General features: G+C 67.0%; 12 protein-coding genes and 1 riboswitch. Of the genes, 10 read left to right on the top strand and 2 right to left on the bottom strand.

Annotation, left to right across the window (positions count from 1 at the left end; genetic code table 11):
• Positions 1-106 precede the first annotated feature (106 nt).
• From AX284_RS02635 to waaA, 3 genes are read left to right on the top strand one after another with little or no spacing between them, the layout of a single operon-like run.
• On the top strand, positions 107-1,288 hold the full coding sequence (locus AX284_RS02635) for a fumarylacetoacetate hydrolase family protein (RefSeq protein ID WP_068383430.1): 1,182 nt from the start codon (positions 107-109) through the stop codon (positions 1,286-1,288).
• A gap of 32 nt (positions 1,289-1,320) precedes the next feature.
• Positions 1,321-3,105, top strand: coding sequence for an IlvD/Edd family dehydratase (locus AX284_RS02630; protein WP_068383429.1), 1,785 nt, complete (start codon positions 1,321-1,323; stop codon positions 3,103-3,105).
• A gap of 48 nt (positions 3,106-3,153) precedes the next feature.
• Positions 3,154-4,419 (top strand): lipid IV(A) 3-deoxy-D-manno-octulosonic acid transferase, encoded by a 1,266-nt coding sequence (gene waaA, locus AX284_RS02625; protein ID WP_068383427.1) that lies wholly within the window; start codon positions 3,154-3,156, stop codon positions 4,417-4,419.
• Here the strand turns inward: waaA and AX284_RS02620 are convergent.
• Positions 4,365-5,861 (bottom strand): TolC family outer membrane protein, encoded by a 1,497-nt coding sequence (locus tag AX284_RS02620; RefSeq protein WP_068383422.1) that lies wholly within the window; start codon positions 5,859-5,861, stop codon positions 4,365-4,367. The genes waaA and AX284_RS02620 overlap by 55 nt on opposite strands.
• A gap of 109 nt (positions 5,862-5,970) precedes the next feature.
• Positions 5,971-6,097: riboswitch (TPP riboswitch) on the top strand.
• Positions 6,098-6,199: 102 nt separating this feature from the next.
• On the opposite strand from AX284_RS02620, the gene thiC reads away from it, so the two are divergent.
• Together thiC and cytX are read left to right on the top strand one after the other, a co-directional pair.
• The gene (gene thiC, locus AX284_RS02615) at positions 6,200-8,077 is read left to right on the top strand and encodes a phosphomethylpyrimidine synthase ThiC (RefSeq protein WP_017640759.1); all 1,878 of its coding nucleotides are present in this window, start codon (positions 6,200-6,202) and stop codon (positions 8,075-8,077) included.
• A gap of 320 nt (positions 8,078-8,397) precedes the next feature.
• Positions 8,398-9,660, top strand: a complete 1,263-nt coding sequence (gene cytX / locus AX284_RS02610; protein WP_068383420.1) for a putative hydroxymethylpyrimidine transporter CytX — start codon at positions 8,398-8,400, stop codon at positions 9,658-9,660.
• Between the two features lie 231 nt (positions 9,661-9,891).
• Here the strand turns inward: cytX and AX284_RS02605 are convergent, their stop codons facing one another.
• Complete coding sequence (locus AX284_RS02605; RefSeq protein ID WP_068383418.1) at positions 9,892-10,641, bottom strand: RsiV family protein; 750 nt, start codon at positions 10,639-10,641, stop codon at positions 9,892-9,894.
• Positions 10,642-10,827: 186 nt separating this feature from the next.
• Here AX284_RS02605 and AX284_RS02600 point away from each other — a divergent pair, with 186 nt between their 5' ends.
• The 5 genes from AX284_RS02600 (at position 10,828) to parE (ending at position 15,439) form a co-directional block, all read left to right on the top strand.
• A complete protein-coding gene (locus AX284_RS02600) occupies positions 10,828-11,448 on the top strand; it encodes an NUDIX domain-containing protein (protein WP_068383416.1) in 621 nt (206 codons plus the stop codon).
• Complete coding sequence (locus AX284_RS02595) at positions 11,439-11,894, top strand: DUF1249 domain-containing protein (RefSeq protein WP_017640755.1); 456 nt, start codon at positions 11,439-11,441, stop codon at positions 11,892-11,894. Before AX284_RS02600 ends, AX284_RS02595 begins: the two co-directional genes overlap by 10 nt.
• A gap of 139 nt (positions 11,895-12,033) precedes the next feature.
• On the top strand, positions 12,034-12,840 hold the full coding sequence (gene cpdA, locus AX284_RS02590; protein WP_068383411.1) for a 3',5'-cyclic-AMP phosphodiesterase: 807 nt from the start codon (positions 12,034-12,036) through the stop codon (positions 12,838-12,840).
• A gap of 84 nt (positions 12,841-12,924) precedes the next feature.
• Positions 12,925-13,533, top strand: coding sequence for a YqiA/YcfP family alpha/beta fold hydrolase (locus AX284_RS02585; protein ID WP_068383409.1), 609 nt, complete (start codon positions 12,925-12,927; stop codon positions 13,531-13,533).
• A 7-nt stretch (positions 13,534-13,540) separates the two neighbouring features.
• Positions 13,541-15,439, top strand: coding sequence for a DNA topoisomerase IV subunit B (parE, locus tag AX284_RS02580; RefSeq protein ID WP_068383407.1), 1,899 nt, complete (start codon positions 13,541-13,543; stop codon positions 15,437-15,439).
• Positions 15,440-15,548 lie beyond the last annotated feature (109 nt).

The following is a 15,548-nucleotide window of genomic DNA, read 5'->3' as shown; positions in this document are numbered from 1 at the left end:
ATACCTCCCAGGCGATAAGTGCAGGTTATCGAATGATGAAATAAGCCCATTTGAGTTTATCAGTCTGGCTGCCTAGCTTGGACCCATCAGCCCTGGAGTCCTGCCCATGCCCCTTCGTCTTTCGCCTGCCAATACCCTTCCCGCCGATGGCCTGGCCGGCACCCTGGTGGGCCGTGCCTGGGTGCCCGGTCCGCTGGCCGGTCCCTCGCCCGTGGTACTGCGCGAAGACGGCGTCTTCGATATCTCGGCACGCTTCGCTACGCTGAGCGCCCTGTTCGAGGAAGAGGCGCCGCTGCAGGCCCTGCGCGATACTCCTGGGCGCTACCTCGGCAGCCTTGAGGAGCTGCTGGCTAACAGTGGCGAGCAGGCCGATCCCGCACGTCTGCACCTGCTGCCGCCGGCCGACCTGCAGGTGATCAAGGCCGCCGGAGTGACCTTTGCCGCCAGCATGCTGGAGCGGGTGATCGAGGAGCAAGCCGGTGGCGATGCCGGGCGCGCCGTGGCCATCCGCGAGCAGGTGCAGGCGGTGATCGGCGCGGATCTGCAGGGCCTGGAACCGGGCAGTCCGCGCGCCCAGGCGCTCAAAGCGCTGCTGATCGAGAAGGGCATGTGGTCGCAATACCTGGAGGTGGGTATCGGGCCGGACGCCGAGATCTTCACCAAGGCGCCGGTGCTGGCCGCGGTCGGCAGCGGCAGCGCCATCGGCATCCACCCCGTGTCCCAATGGAACAATCCCGAACCCGAGGTGGTGCTGGTGGCGGACAGCCGCGGCCGCCTGCATGGCGCCACCCTAGGCAATGACGTCAACCTGCGCGACATCGAGGGCCGCAGCGCCCTGCTGCTGAGCAAGGCCAAGGACAACAACGCCTCCTGCGCCCTGGGGCCCTTCATCCGCCTGTTCGACGAGACCTTCGATCTCGACCAGGTCCGCCAGTGTGTGGTGACCCTGGAAGTCCAGGGCGAAGACGGCTTTCACCTCAATGGCAGCAGCTCCATGGCGCAGATCAGTCGTGATCCCACCGACCTCGCCGCCCAGACCCTCAATGCCAACCACCAGTATCCCGACGGTTTCGTGCTGTTTCTCGGCACCCTATTCGCCCCGACCCAGGATCGCGACGCCCCGGGCGGTGGCTTCACCCACAAGGTAGGGGACGTGGTGAGCATCGCCAGCCCGCTGCTGGGAACCCTGCACAATAGGGTGACCACCAGCGACCAGGCCCCGGCCTGGCGCTTCGGCCTCGGTGCTCTGATGCACAACCTGGCCGCCCGCGGCCTGCTGGGTCGCTAACCGCTCTTTCCTAATAACAACTAGAGACCATCATGACTTCCGCCAAACGCCCGCTGCGCAGCCAGCAATGGTTCGATGATCCTGCCCACGCCGACATGACCGCGCTCTATGTCGAGCGCTACATGAACTACGGCCTGACCCGCGACGAACTCCAGTCCGGTCGCCCCATCATCGGCATCGCCCAGACCGGTAGCGACCTCACCCCCTGCAATCGTCATCACCTGGAGCTGGCCCAGCGGGTCAAGGCCGGTATCCGCGATGCGGGCGGCATCCCCATGGAATTCCCGGTGCATCCCATCGCCGAGCAGAGTCGCCGCCCCACCGCGGCCCTGGATCGCAACCTGGCCTACCTCGGCCTGGTGGAGATCCTCCACGGCTTTCCCTTGGACGGCGTGGTGCTCACCACCGGTTGCGACAAGACCACGCCGGCCTGCCTGATGGCCGCGGCCACCACCGACCTGCCGGCCATCGTGCTGTCCGGTGGGCCCATGCTGGACGGGCATTTCAAGGGTGAGCTGATCGGCTCCGGCACCGTGCTCTGGCACGCGCGCAACCTGCTGGCGACCGGCGAGATCGACTACGAGGGCTTCATGGCCCTGACCACCGCCGCCTCGCCTTCGGTGGGCCACTGCAACACCATGGGCACGGCCCTGTCGATGAATGCCCTGGCCGAGACCCTGGGCATGTCGCTGCCCGGTTGCGCCAGCATCCCCGCGCCCTATCGCGAGCGCGGGCAGATGGCCTATGCCACCGGCAAGCGCATCTGCCAGCTGGTGCTGGACGACGTCCGCCCCTCGCAGATCATGACCCGCGAGGCCTTCGAGAACGCCATCGTGGTGGCCTCGGCCCTGGGCGCTTCCAGCAACTGCCCGCCGCACCTGATCGCCATCGCCCGGCACATGGGCATCGAGCTGTCGCTGGACGACTGGCAGCGCCTGGGCGAGGACATCCCGCTGCTGGCCAACTGCATGCCGGCCGGCAAGTACCTGGGCGAGGGCTTCCACCGCGCCGGCGGGGTGCCGGCGGTGCTCCACGAACTGCTCAAGGCGGGGCGCCTGCACGGCGACTGCCTGACGGTATCCGGGCGCACCATCGGTGCCATCGCCGAAGGTGCGGCCAGCTTGGATCCCGCGGTGATCCAGCCCTACGAAGCGCCGCTCAAGCACCGCGCCGGCTTCATCGTGCTCAGCGGCAATTTCTTCGACAGTGCCATCATGAAGATGTCGGTGGTGGGCGAGGCCTTTCGCCAGACCTACCTGGCCGAACCCGGCAAGGAAAACAGCTTCGAGGCGCGGGCCATCGTCTTCGAGGGGCCGGAGGACTACCACGCGCGCATCGATGACCCGGCCCTGGACATCGACGAGCGCTGCATCCTGGTGATCCGCGGCGCCGGGCCGGTGGGTTATCCGGGCAGCGCCGAGGTGGTCAACATGGCCCCGCCGGCAGCGCTGATCAAGAAGGGCATCGACTCCCTGCCGTGCCTGGGCGACGGTCGTCAAAGCGGTACCTCGGCCAGTCCGTCGATCCTCAACATGTCGCCGGAAGCGGCGGTGGGCGGTGGCCTGGCGCTGCTCAAGACCAACGACCGGTTGCGCGTGGACCTCAATGCCCGCAGCGTCGATGTGCTGCTGGATGATGCCGAACTGGAGCGCCGTCGCGCTGAGTGGACGCCCAATCTGCCGCCGGCCCAGACCCCCTGGCAGGAGCTCTATCGGCAACTGGTGGGCCAACTTTCCACCGGCGGCTGCCTGGAACCGGCCACCCTGCATCTCAAGGTGATCGCCCGCGAAGGCGGGGTGCCGCGGCATTCGCACTAGAGTGAACAGGCTCGCACTGGCGACCGGGCTTCATTAAGCTCTGCCGCCATGAACCGTACCCTCTATAGCCTGATCTTCACCCTGGCCTTGCCCTTCATCCTGCTGCGCCTGCTCTGGCGCGGCCGCAAGGCGCCCGCCTATCGGCAACGCATTGGCGAGCGCCTGGCGTTGGGCTTGCCAAAGGTGCCGCCCGGCGGCATCTGGGTGCATGCGGTGTCGGTGGGGGAGAGCATCGCCGCCGCACCGGTGATCCGCACCCTGCGCCAGCGCCATCCCGATCTGCCGATCACCGTGACCTGCATGACGCCCACCGGCTCGGAGCGCATTCGCGCCCTGTTCGGCAGCGACGTCCACCACTGCTATCTGCCCTACGACCTGCCGGGGCTGGCCGGGCGCTTCCTCGATCGCCTGCGGCCTAGCCTGGGGGTGGTGATGGAAACCGAGCTCTGGCCCAACCTCATCCACCAGGCGGCGCGCCGCGACATTCCCATCGCTCTGGCCAATGGCCGGCTGTCCGCGCGTTCCGCCCGTGGCTACGGGAAACTGGGCGGGGTGACCGGACCGATGCTGGCGGAACTGGCCTGGCTGGCGGTGCAGACACCGGTGGAAGCCGAGCGCTTTCGCGCCCTCGGTGCCCGTGCCGAGCGGGTCATGGTGACCGGTTCCATCAAGTTCGACCTGCGCATCGATCCTGAGCTGCCGGCCCGCGCGGCTGCGCTGCGCCAGGGCTGGGGCCGTCGCCCGGTGTGGATCGCCGCCAGTACCCACGCCGGCGAAGATCAAATCCTGCTCCAGGCCCAGCGCCAACTGCTGGCCACCCGCCCCGATGCCCTGCTGATCCTGGTGCCGCGTCATCCCGAACGCTTTCCCGAGGTGCTGGCCGAGGTGCGCCGCGAAGGCTTCAGCGTGATCCAGCGCTCGACGGGGGAGGCGGTGCAGCCGCAGACCCAGGTCCTGCTGGGCGACACCATGGGCGAGTTGCTGTTTCTCTACGCCCTGGCCGACGTGGCCTTCGTCGGTGGCAGCCTGATCGAGCGTGGCGGCCACAATCCGCTGGAGCCGGCGGCCCTGGGGGTGCCGGTGCTCAGCGGTCCGCACGTATTCAACTTCCTCGACATCGTTGCCCAGTTGCGCGACGCCGGCGCCCTGGAAACAGTAGCGGAAGCCTCGGCCATCGCCGCCGCCGTGGCCCGACTCTGGGCCGAACCGGCGGAAGCCGAGCGGCGCCGGCAGGCGGGTCTGGCGGTGTTGGCCGCCAATCAGGGCGCGCTGGAGCGCCTGCTCTCCGGACTGGATAAATTGCTCACGCCCTGAGCCGAGCGCGCCGGCAGGACGTCGGCGCGGGTCTTGGCCAGGTCCGGCGGCAGGAAGTCGCGATCCGGGTCGTAGTGGGGGTCGAGATAGCCCGACAGCGCCAGCAGGTCGTTGGGCGCCAGGGTGCCGGCCGCCTGCTTGAGTCTCAGGGTATCCAGGATGTAGTTGTAGCGGGCATCGTTGTACTGGCGCACGGCGTTGTACAGCAGCCGCTGGGCGTCGAGCACGTCGACGATGGTGCGGCTGCCCACCTGGTAGGCGATCTCGGTGGCGCGCAGGGCGCGCTGGCTGGAGGCGATGGACAGCCGTCGGGCCCGCACCTGCTCGATGTCGGTGTTGATCGCCCGATGGGCATTGCGGGTGTTCTGCACCACCTGGCGGCGCAGGCTTTCCTGCTGCTGTTCGCTCCGGTCCAGCTGCTGGTAGGCCTGACGCGCCTGGGAGCTGGTGGCGCCGCCGCTGTACAGCGGTAGCTCCACCTGGATACCGATGCTGCGGCTGTTGACCGGGCTGCCGAACAGCGCCAGCTGCTCGGCGTTGGGCAGATTCACCGCATCGTTGTCGCTGTGGCTATAGCGCGCCACCGCATCCACCGTCGGCAGGTGCCCGGCGCGACGCTGGCGCAGGGTTTCCTGCGCCGCGTTCACGCCCTGGCCGGCGGCCAGCAGCTGCAGATTCTGGCGCATGGCGGTGTCCACCCACTGGCGAGCATCGTTGGGCTGCGGCGGCAGGATCGGCAGGTCGTGGCGAATGCCGGCGATGCTGCCGTAGTCACGATCGGTCAGACGGGTCAGAGCCTGGAAGGCGTCCGCCACCTGCTGCTCGCTCTGCGAGCGGTTGGCCTGGGCATTGTCGAAGCTGGCCTGGGCCTGGAGCACGTCGGTGTCGTCGGTCAGGCCGACCTTGTAGCGCTCGCGGGACTGGTCCAGCTGGCGGTACAGCGCCTTTTCCTCGGCTCGGGCGGTGGCCAGGGCGTCCTGGGCGCGCAGGGCGCTGAAATAGCCCTCGGCGGTCTGCAGGATGAGTTGCTGCTGGGCGGCGGAAAACTGCAGCTCGGCCTGCTCGGTGGCGGCCTGGGCCGCCTTGAGCTGGAACCAGCGGTCGGCGCGGAACAGTGGCTGGCTGAGGGTGGCCTGGATCAGCTGGCTGCTGCGATCGCTGCTGTAGCGGCCACCCTGGACGCCCAGCGCGGGATTGTCCTTCAGCTCCAGGCTGGTGTGGGTGTCGTTGAACTGGGCGCCAAGGCCGAGTTGCGGCAACAGACCGGCCCGCGCCTGGGGCACCGCTTCGCGCTGGGCGCCGAGACCGGCGCGCTCGGCGGCCAGGTCGGCGTTGTTGTCCAGCGCCTCGCGGTAGACGTCGAGCAGGCCACTGCCGGCCACCTGGGCCTGGGCCAGACCGGCCGTGGTGCAGAGTGCCGCGAGCAGCAGGAATCTTCGCATTCTGGGAGCCTTCCTTGAGGGACCGGGCCAGTGTAGTGACTTCGTCCGAATCCGCCATAGGAGAGGAAATAGCGGTCGAAGTTTCTGCCGGTCTGGGTTTACACTGACCGCGTTCTTGTCGGGGTGCGCTACGAGGCGCTGAGATCGGGTAGTCCCGGATCCCGTTGAACCTGATCAGGCTAGGCGCGCCGCATGGCGGTGCGTCAACCTGCGTAGGGAACAAGAGGGCGTCCGCATTCGTCTCCGTGGTCGCCATCCGTCCGGGCTTGCGTCTTCCTGCGTGCCCACCCCTTCGTCCAGGTTCTTCCCTCGGCAACGCGCCCACCAGGAGAGCCTCGATGAACAAGCAGAACAACGTCACCGACTTTACCCGCGTCGACCGCCAGTCCACCCAGCCGTTGCCCAATTCGCGCAAGGTCTATCTGACTGGCTCGCGTCCCGACATTCGCGTGCCGGTGCGGGAAATCTCCCTCGCCGATACCCCCACCGCCTTTGGCGGTGAAAAGAACGCTCCGGTGTTCGTCTACGACACCTCCGGTCCCTACACCGACCCGACCGCCCGCATCGACCTGCGCAAGGGCCTGCCGGACGTGCGTTCGCGCTGGATCGAAGAGCGTGGCGACACCGAACTGCTGGCCGGGCTCTCGTCCGAATTCGGTCAGGCGCGGCTCGCCGATCCGAGCCTCGCCGCCCTGAGATTCGACCTGGCGCGCCAGCCGCGCCGGGCCAAGGCCGGGCGCAATGTCTCCCAGATGCACTATGCCCGCCAGGGCATCGTCACCCCGGAGATGGAATACATCGCCATCCGCGAGAACATGAAGCTGCAGGAGGCCCGCGCCGCCGGCCTGCTCGGCAACCAGCACCGCGGCCAGAGCTTCGGCGCCAGCATTCCCCAGGAGATCACGCCTGAGTTCGTCCGCGACGAGGTGGCCCGCGGCCGCGCCATCATCCCGGCCAACATCAACCACCTGGAGCTGGAGCCGATGATCATCGGCCGCAACTTCCTGGTGAAGATCAACGGCAACATCGGCAACAGCGCACTGGGCTCTTCCATCGAGGAAGAGGTGGAAAAGCTGACCTGGGGCATCCGCTGGGGCGCCGACACCGTGATGGACCTGTCCACCGGCAAGCACATCCACGAGACCCGCGAGTGGATCATCCGCAACTCGCCGGTCCCCATCGGCACCGTGCCCATCTACCAGGCCCTGGAAAAGGTCGATGGCGTCGCCGAAGAACTGACCTGGGAGCTGTTCCGCGACACCCTCATCGAGCAAGCGGAGCAGGGCGTGGACTACTTCACCATCCATGCCGGGGTGCGCCTGCACTACGTGCCCCTGACCGCCAAGCGCGTCACCGGCATCGTCTCCCGCGGCGGCTCCATCATGGCCAAGTGGTGCCTGGCCCATCACAAGGAAAACTTCCTCTACACCCACTTCGAAGACATCTGCGAGATCATGCAGGCCTACGACGTGAGCTTCTCCCTGGGTGACGGCCTGCGCCCGGGCTCCATCGCCGACGCCAACGACGCCGCCCAGTTCGGCGAACTGGAAACCCTCGGCGAGCTGACCAAGATCGCCTGGAAGCACGACGTCCAGACCATGATCGAAGGCCCGGGCCACGTGCCCATGCAGCTGATCAAGGAGAACATGGACAAGCAGCTGGAGTGCTGCGACGAGGCGCCGTTCTATACCCTCGGCCCGCTGACCACCGACATCGCCCCCGGCTACGACCACATCACCAGCGGCATCGGCGCCGCCATGATCGGCTGGTTCGGCTGCGCCATGCTCTGCTACGTGACGCCCAAGGAGCACCTTGGCCTGCCCAACAAGGACGACGTCAAGACCGGCATCATCACCTACAAGATCGCCGCCCATGCCGCCGACCTGGCCAAGGGGCATCCCGGCGCTCAGATCCGCGACAACGCACTAAGCAAGGCGCGTTTCGAATTCCGCTGGGAAGACCAGTTCAACCTGGGCCTGGACCCGGACACGGCGCGCGCCTTCCATGACGAGACCCTGCCCAAGGACTCGGCCAAGGTGGCGCACTTCTGCTCCATGTGCGGACCCAAGTTCTGCTCCATGAAGATCACCCAGGAGGTCCGCGACTACGCCAAGGAGAACGGCCTGACCGACGAGCAGAAGGCCATCGAGGCCGGCTTCCAGGAACAGGCCGCGCGCTTCAAGGACGAAGGAGGGGTGATCTACAAGCAGGTCTGACACCCGTAGGTTGGCGCTGAGCGCAGCGAAGCCCAACGTTGTCCAGATCGACCCCGCACCGTTGGGCTTCGACGATGGAACCGTCTCAGCCCAACCTACGGTTCCAGACAAACCACCGTAGGTTGGCGCTGAGCGCAGCGAAGCCCAACGGTGCCGAAATCGAGCCCGGACCGTTGGGCTTCGGCGATGGAGCCGCTCAACCCAACCTACGGTTCCAGACAAACCACCGTAGGTTGGCGCTGAGCGTAGCGAAGCCCAACAATACCCGGCGTCACCCAACGACGTTGGGCGCCCTCAACCCCTTGTTCACGAGACCCATCATGGCCCAGGCCCCCGGCCTCTATACCCCCACCGTCCCCGTTCCGGCGGACCGCCGCATCCTTGGCGGGCGCGACCTCTTCACTCTCTGGTTCTCCCTCGGCATCGGTCTCATGGTGGCCCAGGCCGGCGCGTTGCTGGCACCCGGCCTCGGCCTGGCCGATGGCCTGCTGGTGCTGGTGCTCGGCACCGGGGTCGGGGTGCTGCTGCTGGCGGCCGCCGGCCTGGTGGGCAGCGATACCGGCCTGGCCGGCATGACCGCCCTGGGCCAGAGCCTCGGCCAGCGCGGCGCGCTGCTGCCGGCGGTGCTCAACATCACCCAGCTGATCGGCTGGGGTGCCTTCGAACTGGTGGTGATGCGCGAGGCGGCCAGTGTGCTGCTGGGCAGCTGGGGCCTGCAGAGCTGGGCCTCGCCGGTGCTCTGGACCCTGGTCTTCGGCGCCCTGGCCACGGCCCTGGCGGTGGCCGGTCCCCTGACCTTCGTGCGCCGTTTCCTCAGCCGCTGGGGTATCTGGCTGCTGTTGGGCGCCTGCGGCTGGTTGACCCTGGACCTGTTCCTGCGCGCCGACCTGGCCGCGCTCTGGCAGCGTCCGGGCGATGGCTCCCTGACCCAGGCCCTGGGCTTCGACCTGGTGGTGGCCATGCCGCTGTCGTGGCTACCGGTGATCGCCGACTACACCCGCTTCGCCCGCACCGGGCGTAGCGCCGGGCGAGGCGTCATGCTGGGCTATTTCTGCGGCAACCTCTGGCTGATGGGCCTGGGCTTCGCCTACACCCTGGCCTTCGCCAGCGGCGGTGAAGCCGACGCTCTGCTACGCGCCCTGGCCGTGGCCGGCCTGGGCCTGCCACTGCTGCTGATCCTGCTGGACGAATCGGAAAACGCCTTCGCCGCCTATCATTCGGCGGCGGTGGCCACGGGTTTCCTGGCCCAGGTGAAAATCTGGCAGCTGACCCTGGCCATCGGCATCCTCTGCACCCTGCTGGCGCTGCTGGTGCCCCTGGCCCAGTACGAGCACTTCCTGCTGCTGATCGGCTCGGTGTTCGCGCCGCTGTTCGGCGTGGTGCTGGTGGATCACTTCCTGCTGCGCCGCCGCAAGGCTCCGCAGCGGGTACGGGCGTTGCGCCTGGAATCCCTGATCGCCTGGGCCCTGGGCGTGGCTGTCTACCACCTGCTGCCGACCCTGCTGCCAGCCTGGGGCGCGACCCTGCCGGCCATCGTGGTGGCCGGTACCGCACAGGCGCTGCTGGGGTTGAAGCGAGTTTAGGGGCCGGCCTGTTGGGCTTCGCTGCGCTCAGCGCCAACCTACGGGAACAGTGTGCTGGCCTAGCAGGCGTAGGGTGGGCTGAGACGGCTCCATCGTCGAAGCCCAACGGTGCGCTGCTAAATAGGGCCTGTTGGCTTCGCTGCGCTCAACCCAACCTACGTCGGTTGCGGTCCGAGGTGACACCGTAGGTTGGGCTGAGACGGCTCCACCGTCGAAGCCCAACACAGCGGACTACGGCTGGCGACTCTTCCCGCGCCCTGGGAAATACTCGCCCTTGAGGATGCCGTTGAGCTTGGGATAGGGGATCTTCAGCTCCGGATGGCCCATGGCATAGGGGGCGATGCTGCCGATGTCGTACTTGAGCGTCAGGGCGCCGAAGTCCAGGGCCACGTTGTTGGTCTTGAGGAAGGGCCACTGCTGACGGAATTCGGCATCGCCGACACCGTTGCTGAGCATCCAGGCCTCCCGCGACAGCTGCGCCAGGCGCCAGAACTCGGCTTCCTGCCCCGGCACCAACATGTCGCCCAGGGTGATCTGCCGATCGAGATGGCGATCCCAGGTGACGAAGTCGCGGCCGGCCAGGCCATGGGCGCCGCCGTTGGCCAGGTAGCTGGAGAATTCGATGATCACCAGACCGTCATGCTGTTCGCGCACCTTGGCCTGCAGATAGCTGCTCCAGCGCGGCTGGGCCTTGGCGAGGAAATCCCGCTCGTAGCTGGCCAGCGAGGCGGGGATGGGCGCGCCCGGCTCGGCACGGGCCAGGCCCAGCAGGTGGCGTTGCACCAGGGCGTCCAGCGCCGGTTCGCCGAACTCCACGTAGTCGATGTTGATCAGTGGGCAGTCTTCGCCCTGGCAGCCGGCGGGGCGGTGCTCCCAGGCCTGGTGGCGAGGCGTGAGGGGTTTGTCGAGGTTGGGGCCGAAGACGCTTTGGCAACCACCGAGCAGCAGGCCGGCGAGCAGGAGGAGCGGGCGGATACGCATGGGATTCCTTGTCCTGGAAACAGAGAACGACGGCTTTCGAACCCGTCTGGCCCCATAAGTTTGCCAGGGGTGGGCGCAGGTTTCCCGGCTTGTTGTCCTTTTCGCGACTTGGCGCGCCGGGGGCTGCACGCACGCAGGCGGCACGCTACGATGATCTGATTACCTGCAATCAGCGCTGGAGCGCCCATGACCGAAGCCAATGAATCCCAGGCGCCCGCCATTGAAATCCTGAGCCGCGAGATCTGCTTTCAGGGCTTCTACCGCATGGCCCGTTTCCGGCTGCGCCATCGCCAGTTCTCCGGTGATTTGGGCCCGGAACTGGAGCGCGAGGTCTTCGTGCGTCCCGATGCCGTCTGCGTGCTGCCCTACGATGCGGTGCGCGACGAGGTGGTGCTGATCGAGCAGTTTCGCGTCGGCGTCATGGAAAAGACCGCTCATCCCTGGCTGCTTGAGCCGGTGGCGGGCTTGGTGGACAAGCAGGGCGAGGCCGTCGAGGCGGTCGCTCATCGGGAAGCCGAGGAAGAAGCCGGGCTGACCTTGCAATCGCTCTGGCCCATCTCCACCTACTTCCCCTCGCCCGGCGGCAGTGACGAACAGGTCTATCTCTACCTGGGCCGCTGCAGCTCCGCGGACGCCGGTGGCGTCCATGGTCTGGAGGAGGAGGGCGAGGACATTCGCGTCCATGTCTGGTCGCTGGACGAGGCACTGGCAGGGGTGCGCGACGGTCGAATCAATAACGCAGCGGCAATCATCGCCCTGCAATGGTTGGCGCTCAATCGCGCCGAGGTACGGGGGTTATGGGGCTGAAACTGCGAGATCGCTATCGAGTTGACCTGCCGGGCCTGCAGGCCACGTGCGAGGCCAACTACGTGCGGCTGATGCGGCTTCTGCCCAAGATGCGCGAAGCCGTGGTATCGCGCCGCGTCATGTTGTCGCAAGGCGAGCGCCCCTTGGGGGTGCTGGCGCTGGAGGTCACCGAGGCCTGTCCCTATACGACGGTGCTGCGGGTCCGCCAGGAACTGGGGCTGCCCTGGCTGCCGGTTCCCGAGCTGGAAGTGCGGGTCTATCACGATGCGCGGATGGCGGAAGTGGTGTCGGCCGGGGCCTCCCGGCACCTGCTCGGACGCTATCCCTATCCCAACCAGGCGATGCATCAGCCTGACGAAAAGAACCAGCTCAATCTGTTTCTCGGCGAGTGGCTGAGTCACTGCCTGGCCTGTGGCCACGAGGCTGAACCCATCCTGCAGCGATGAGTACCAGGGCGCAACGCTGACAGCCGCGGCTTCCCTCTCGCTCGCCAAGCTGCGAAAATGTGATGCATGCACGCAAGTTCCCGGGAACTTTTCTGCACCCTGCCTGCGCTCGTTGTCCCCTTATGCCTAGGAGGCTTTGGTGAGTTTGCCGGATAGTGTCAACGCTCCCCTCGTCGTCCAACTGACCGACAGCCATCTGTTTGCTCGTGCCAATGGCCGGCTGTTGGGCATCGATACGGCGGCCAGCCTGCAACAGGTGGTCGCCCAGGTGGTACGGGAGCAGCCACGCATCGATCTGCTGCTGGCCAGCGGTGACCTCTCCCAGGATGGTTCCGTGGCGTCCTATCAGCGCTTTTGCGCGCTGACCAGGCCGCTGGACGCGCCCATGCGCTGGCTGGCCGGCAACCATGACGAGAACGCGCCCATGGCCAAGGCCTGTGGCGATCGCGATTTTTTGGAATCCGTCACCGACCTGGGCGCCTGGCGTCTCATCCTGCTCGACAGCACCGTGCGCGGCTGCGTGTTCGGTGAGCTGGAGCAGGCGCAGCTGCTGGCCCTGGACGAGGCCCTGAGCGCCGCGCCCGAACGCCCCGCGCTGATCTGCCTGCACCATCACCCGGTCCCGGTGGGCTGTGGCTGGATGGAACCCCTGGGGCTGCACCGGCCGGACGAGCTGTTCGCCGTGCTGGATCGCCATCCTCAGGTCAAGGTCGTGCTCTGGGGTCACATCCACCAGGAATTCGATCAGCTGCGCAACGGCGTGCGCCTGCTGGCCTCGCCGTCCACCGGTCTGCAATTCGAGCCGGGCAGCGAGGATTTCAAGGCGGGCGACCAGGCCCCGGGCTATCGCTGGTTGCGCCTGTTGCCCGATGGCACCCTGGAAACCGGTGTCTCGCGTCTGCAACAGCATGCCTTCACTGTGGATCACAGCGCGGCCGGCTACTGACGCCGACGCCGGTCGGCTGCCTTGGTCGCGCGGGTCGAAACGGGTTACTCTTTACCTGTTTTTTTATCCAGTAGGAGCGGCCCGATGCCGTCTATCCTCTATATCCATGGTTTCAACAGCTCACCCGCGTCTTTGAAGGCGCGGCAGCTGACCGCCTGCATGACCCGACTCGGCCTGGCGGACCGCCTGCGCGCCCCGGCGCTGCCCAACGATGCCGATGCCGCCTTCGCGCTCCTGGAGCACGAACTGGCCGAGCTGGACGCCCCCTTGCTGGTCGGCAGCTCCCTGGGCGGCTACTATGCCACCGTCCTGGCCGAGCGCCACGGGCTCAAGGCCGTGCTGATCAACCCCGCGGTCCGGCCCTGGCGCTTCATGGAGCATTACCTGGGGCTTCAGCGCAATCACCATACCGGCGAGACCTGGATCCTCACCGAGGCCCACGTCGAGGCCATGCGTGCGCTGGAAGTCGCGGCGCCGGCGGATCCCGAGCGCTTCCACGTCTGGCTGCAGACCGGCGACGAGACCCTCGACTACCGCGACGCCGAACGCTACTACGGCGCCTGCACCCTGCGTATCGAGCAGGGCGGCGACCATGGCTTCCAGGGCTTCCATCGCCAGCTGCCGCTGCTGCTGGAGCTGGCCGGCTTCGATCCGGCGCTCTGGCGCGAGCTGGATTTCAACACCTTCGAATAGAGACCCCATGGCCACGCAGAACGCCTATAACGCCGACGCCATCGAAGTCCTCTCCGGACTCGATCCGGTGCGCAAGCGCCCTGGCATGTACACCGACACCTCCCGGCCCAACCACCTGGCCCAGGAAGTCATCGACAACAGCGTGGACGAGGCCCTGGCCGGTCATGCGCGCCAGGTGCAGGTGATCCTGCATGCCGACAACTCCCTCGAGGTGCTCGACGACGGGCGCGGCATGCCGGTGGACATCCATCCGGAAGAGGGCGTCTCCGGCGTCGAGCTGATCCTGACCAAGCTGCACGCCGGCGGCAAGTTCTCCAACAAGAACTACCAGTTCTCCGGTGGCCTGCACGGGGTGGGCATCTCGGTGGTGAATGCCCTGTCGACCCGCGTCGAGGTGCGCGTCAAGCGCGACGGCAACGAATACGGCATGGCCTTCGCCGACGGCTTCAAGGCCAGTGAGCTGGCCGTGGTCGGCAGCGTCGGCAAGCGCAATACCGGCACCAGCGTGCACTTCTGGCCAGATCCCAAGTACTTCGATTCGCCCAAGTTTTCCGTCAGCCGTCTGAAGCACGTGCTCAAGGCCAAGGCGGTGCTTTGCCCAGGCCTGGCGGTGAGCTTCCTCGACGAAGCGAGCGGCGAGCGCAGCGAGTGGCATTACGAAGACGGCCTGAGATCCTATCTGATCGACACCGTGGGCGATGCCCTGCGGCTGCCCGAGGCCCCCTTCCACGGCAGCCTGGCCTCGGCCCGGGAAGCGGTGGACTGGGCGCTGTTCTGGCTGCCCGAGGGCGGCGAGTCGGTGCAGGAAAGCTACGTCAACCTGATTCCCACCGCCCAAGGCGGCACCCATGTAAACGGCCTGCGCCAAGGTTTGCTGGATGCCATCCGCGAATTCTGCGAGTTCCGCAACCTCTTGCCGCGTGGCCTCAAGCTGGCCCCGGAAGACGTCTGGGAGCGCATCGCCTTCGTCCTCTCGATGAAAATGCAGGAGCCGCAATTCTCCGGCCAGACCAAGGAGCGGCTGTCCTCCCGCGAGGCGGCCGCCTTTGTCGCCGGGGTGGTCAAGGACGCCTTCAGCCTCTGGCTCAATGCCCATCCGGAGCTGGGTCAGCAGATCGCCGAACTGGCCATCAACAACGCCGGCCGCCGCCTCAAGGCGGGCAAGAAGGTCGAGCGCAAGAAGATCACCCAGGGTCCGGCGCTGCCCGGCAAGCTGGCCGATTGCGCCGGCCAGGATCCTATGAGATCCGAGCTGTTCCTGGTGGAGGGTGACTCCGCCGGTGGCAGCGCCAAGCAGGCGCGCAGCAAGGAATTCCAGGCCATCATGCCGCTGCGCGGCAAGATCCTGAACACCTGGGAGGTGGACGGCAGCGAGGTGCTGGGCAGCCAGGAGGTGCACGACATCGCCGTGGCCATCGGCATCGACCCGGGCAGCGCCGACCTGAGCGGCCTGAGATACGGCAAGATCTGCATCCTCGCCGACGCCGACTCCGACGGCCTGCACATCGCCACCCTGCTGTGCGCCCTGTTCGTGCAGCACTTCCGCCCGCTGGTGGACGCCGGCCACGTCTATGTGGCCATGCCGCCGCTGTACCGCATCGACCTCGGCAAGGAGGTTCACTATGCGCTCGATCCCGCCGAGCGGGATGGCATTCTGGATCGCCTGGCGGCGGAGAAGAAACGCGGCAAGCCTCAGGTGACCCGCTTCAAGGGCCTGGGCGAGATGAATCCGCTGCAATTGCGCGAGACCACCATGGATCCCAACACCCGGCGCCTGGTGCAGCTGACCCTCGACGACGTGCCCGCCACCCTCGAGATGATGGACATGCTGCTGGCCAAGAAAAGATCCGCCGATCGCAAGAGCTGGCTGGAATCCAAGGGCGATCGCGCCGAAGTGCTGCTCTAAATATGTTGGCTGCGCTTGTCGCGGCCATGGGCTGCTCCTACAGGTGTATCGAGCGCCTGTAGGAGCGGTCCATGACCGCGATGGACCGGGCCCCCCGATCAAAGACGTA

The sequence above is a fragment of the Pseudomonas sp. HUK17 genome (assembly GCF_001566765.1).
Note: the sequence above shows the minus strand (reverse complement) of the source record. Positions and strands in the feature narration are given on the sequence as shown.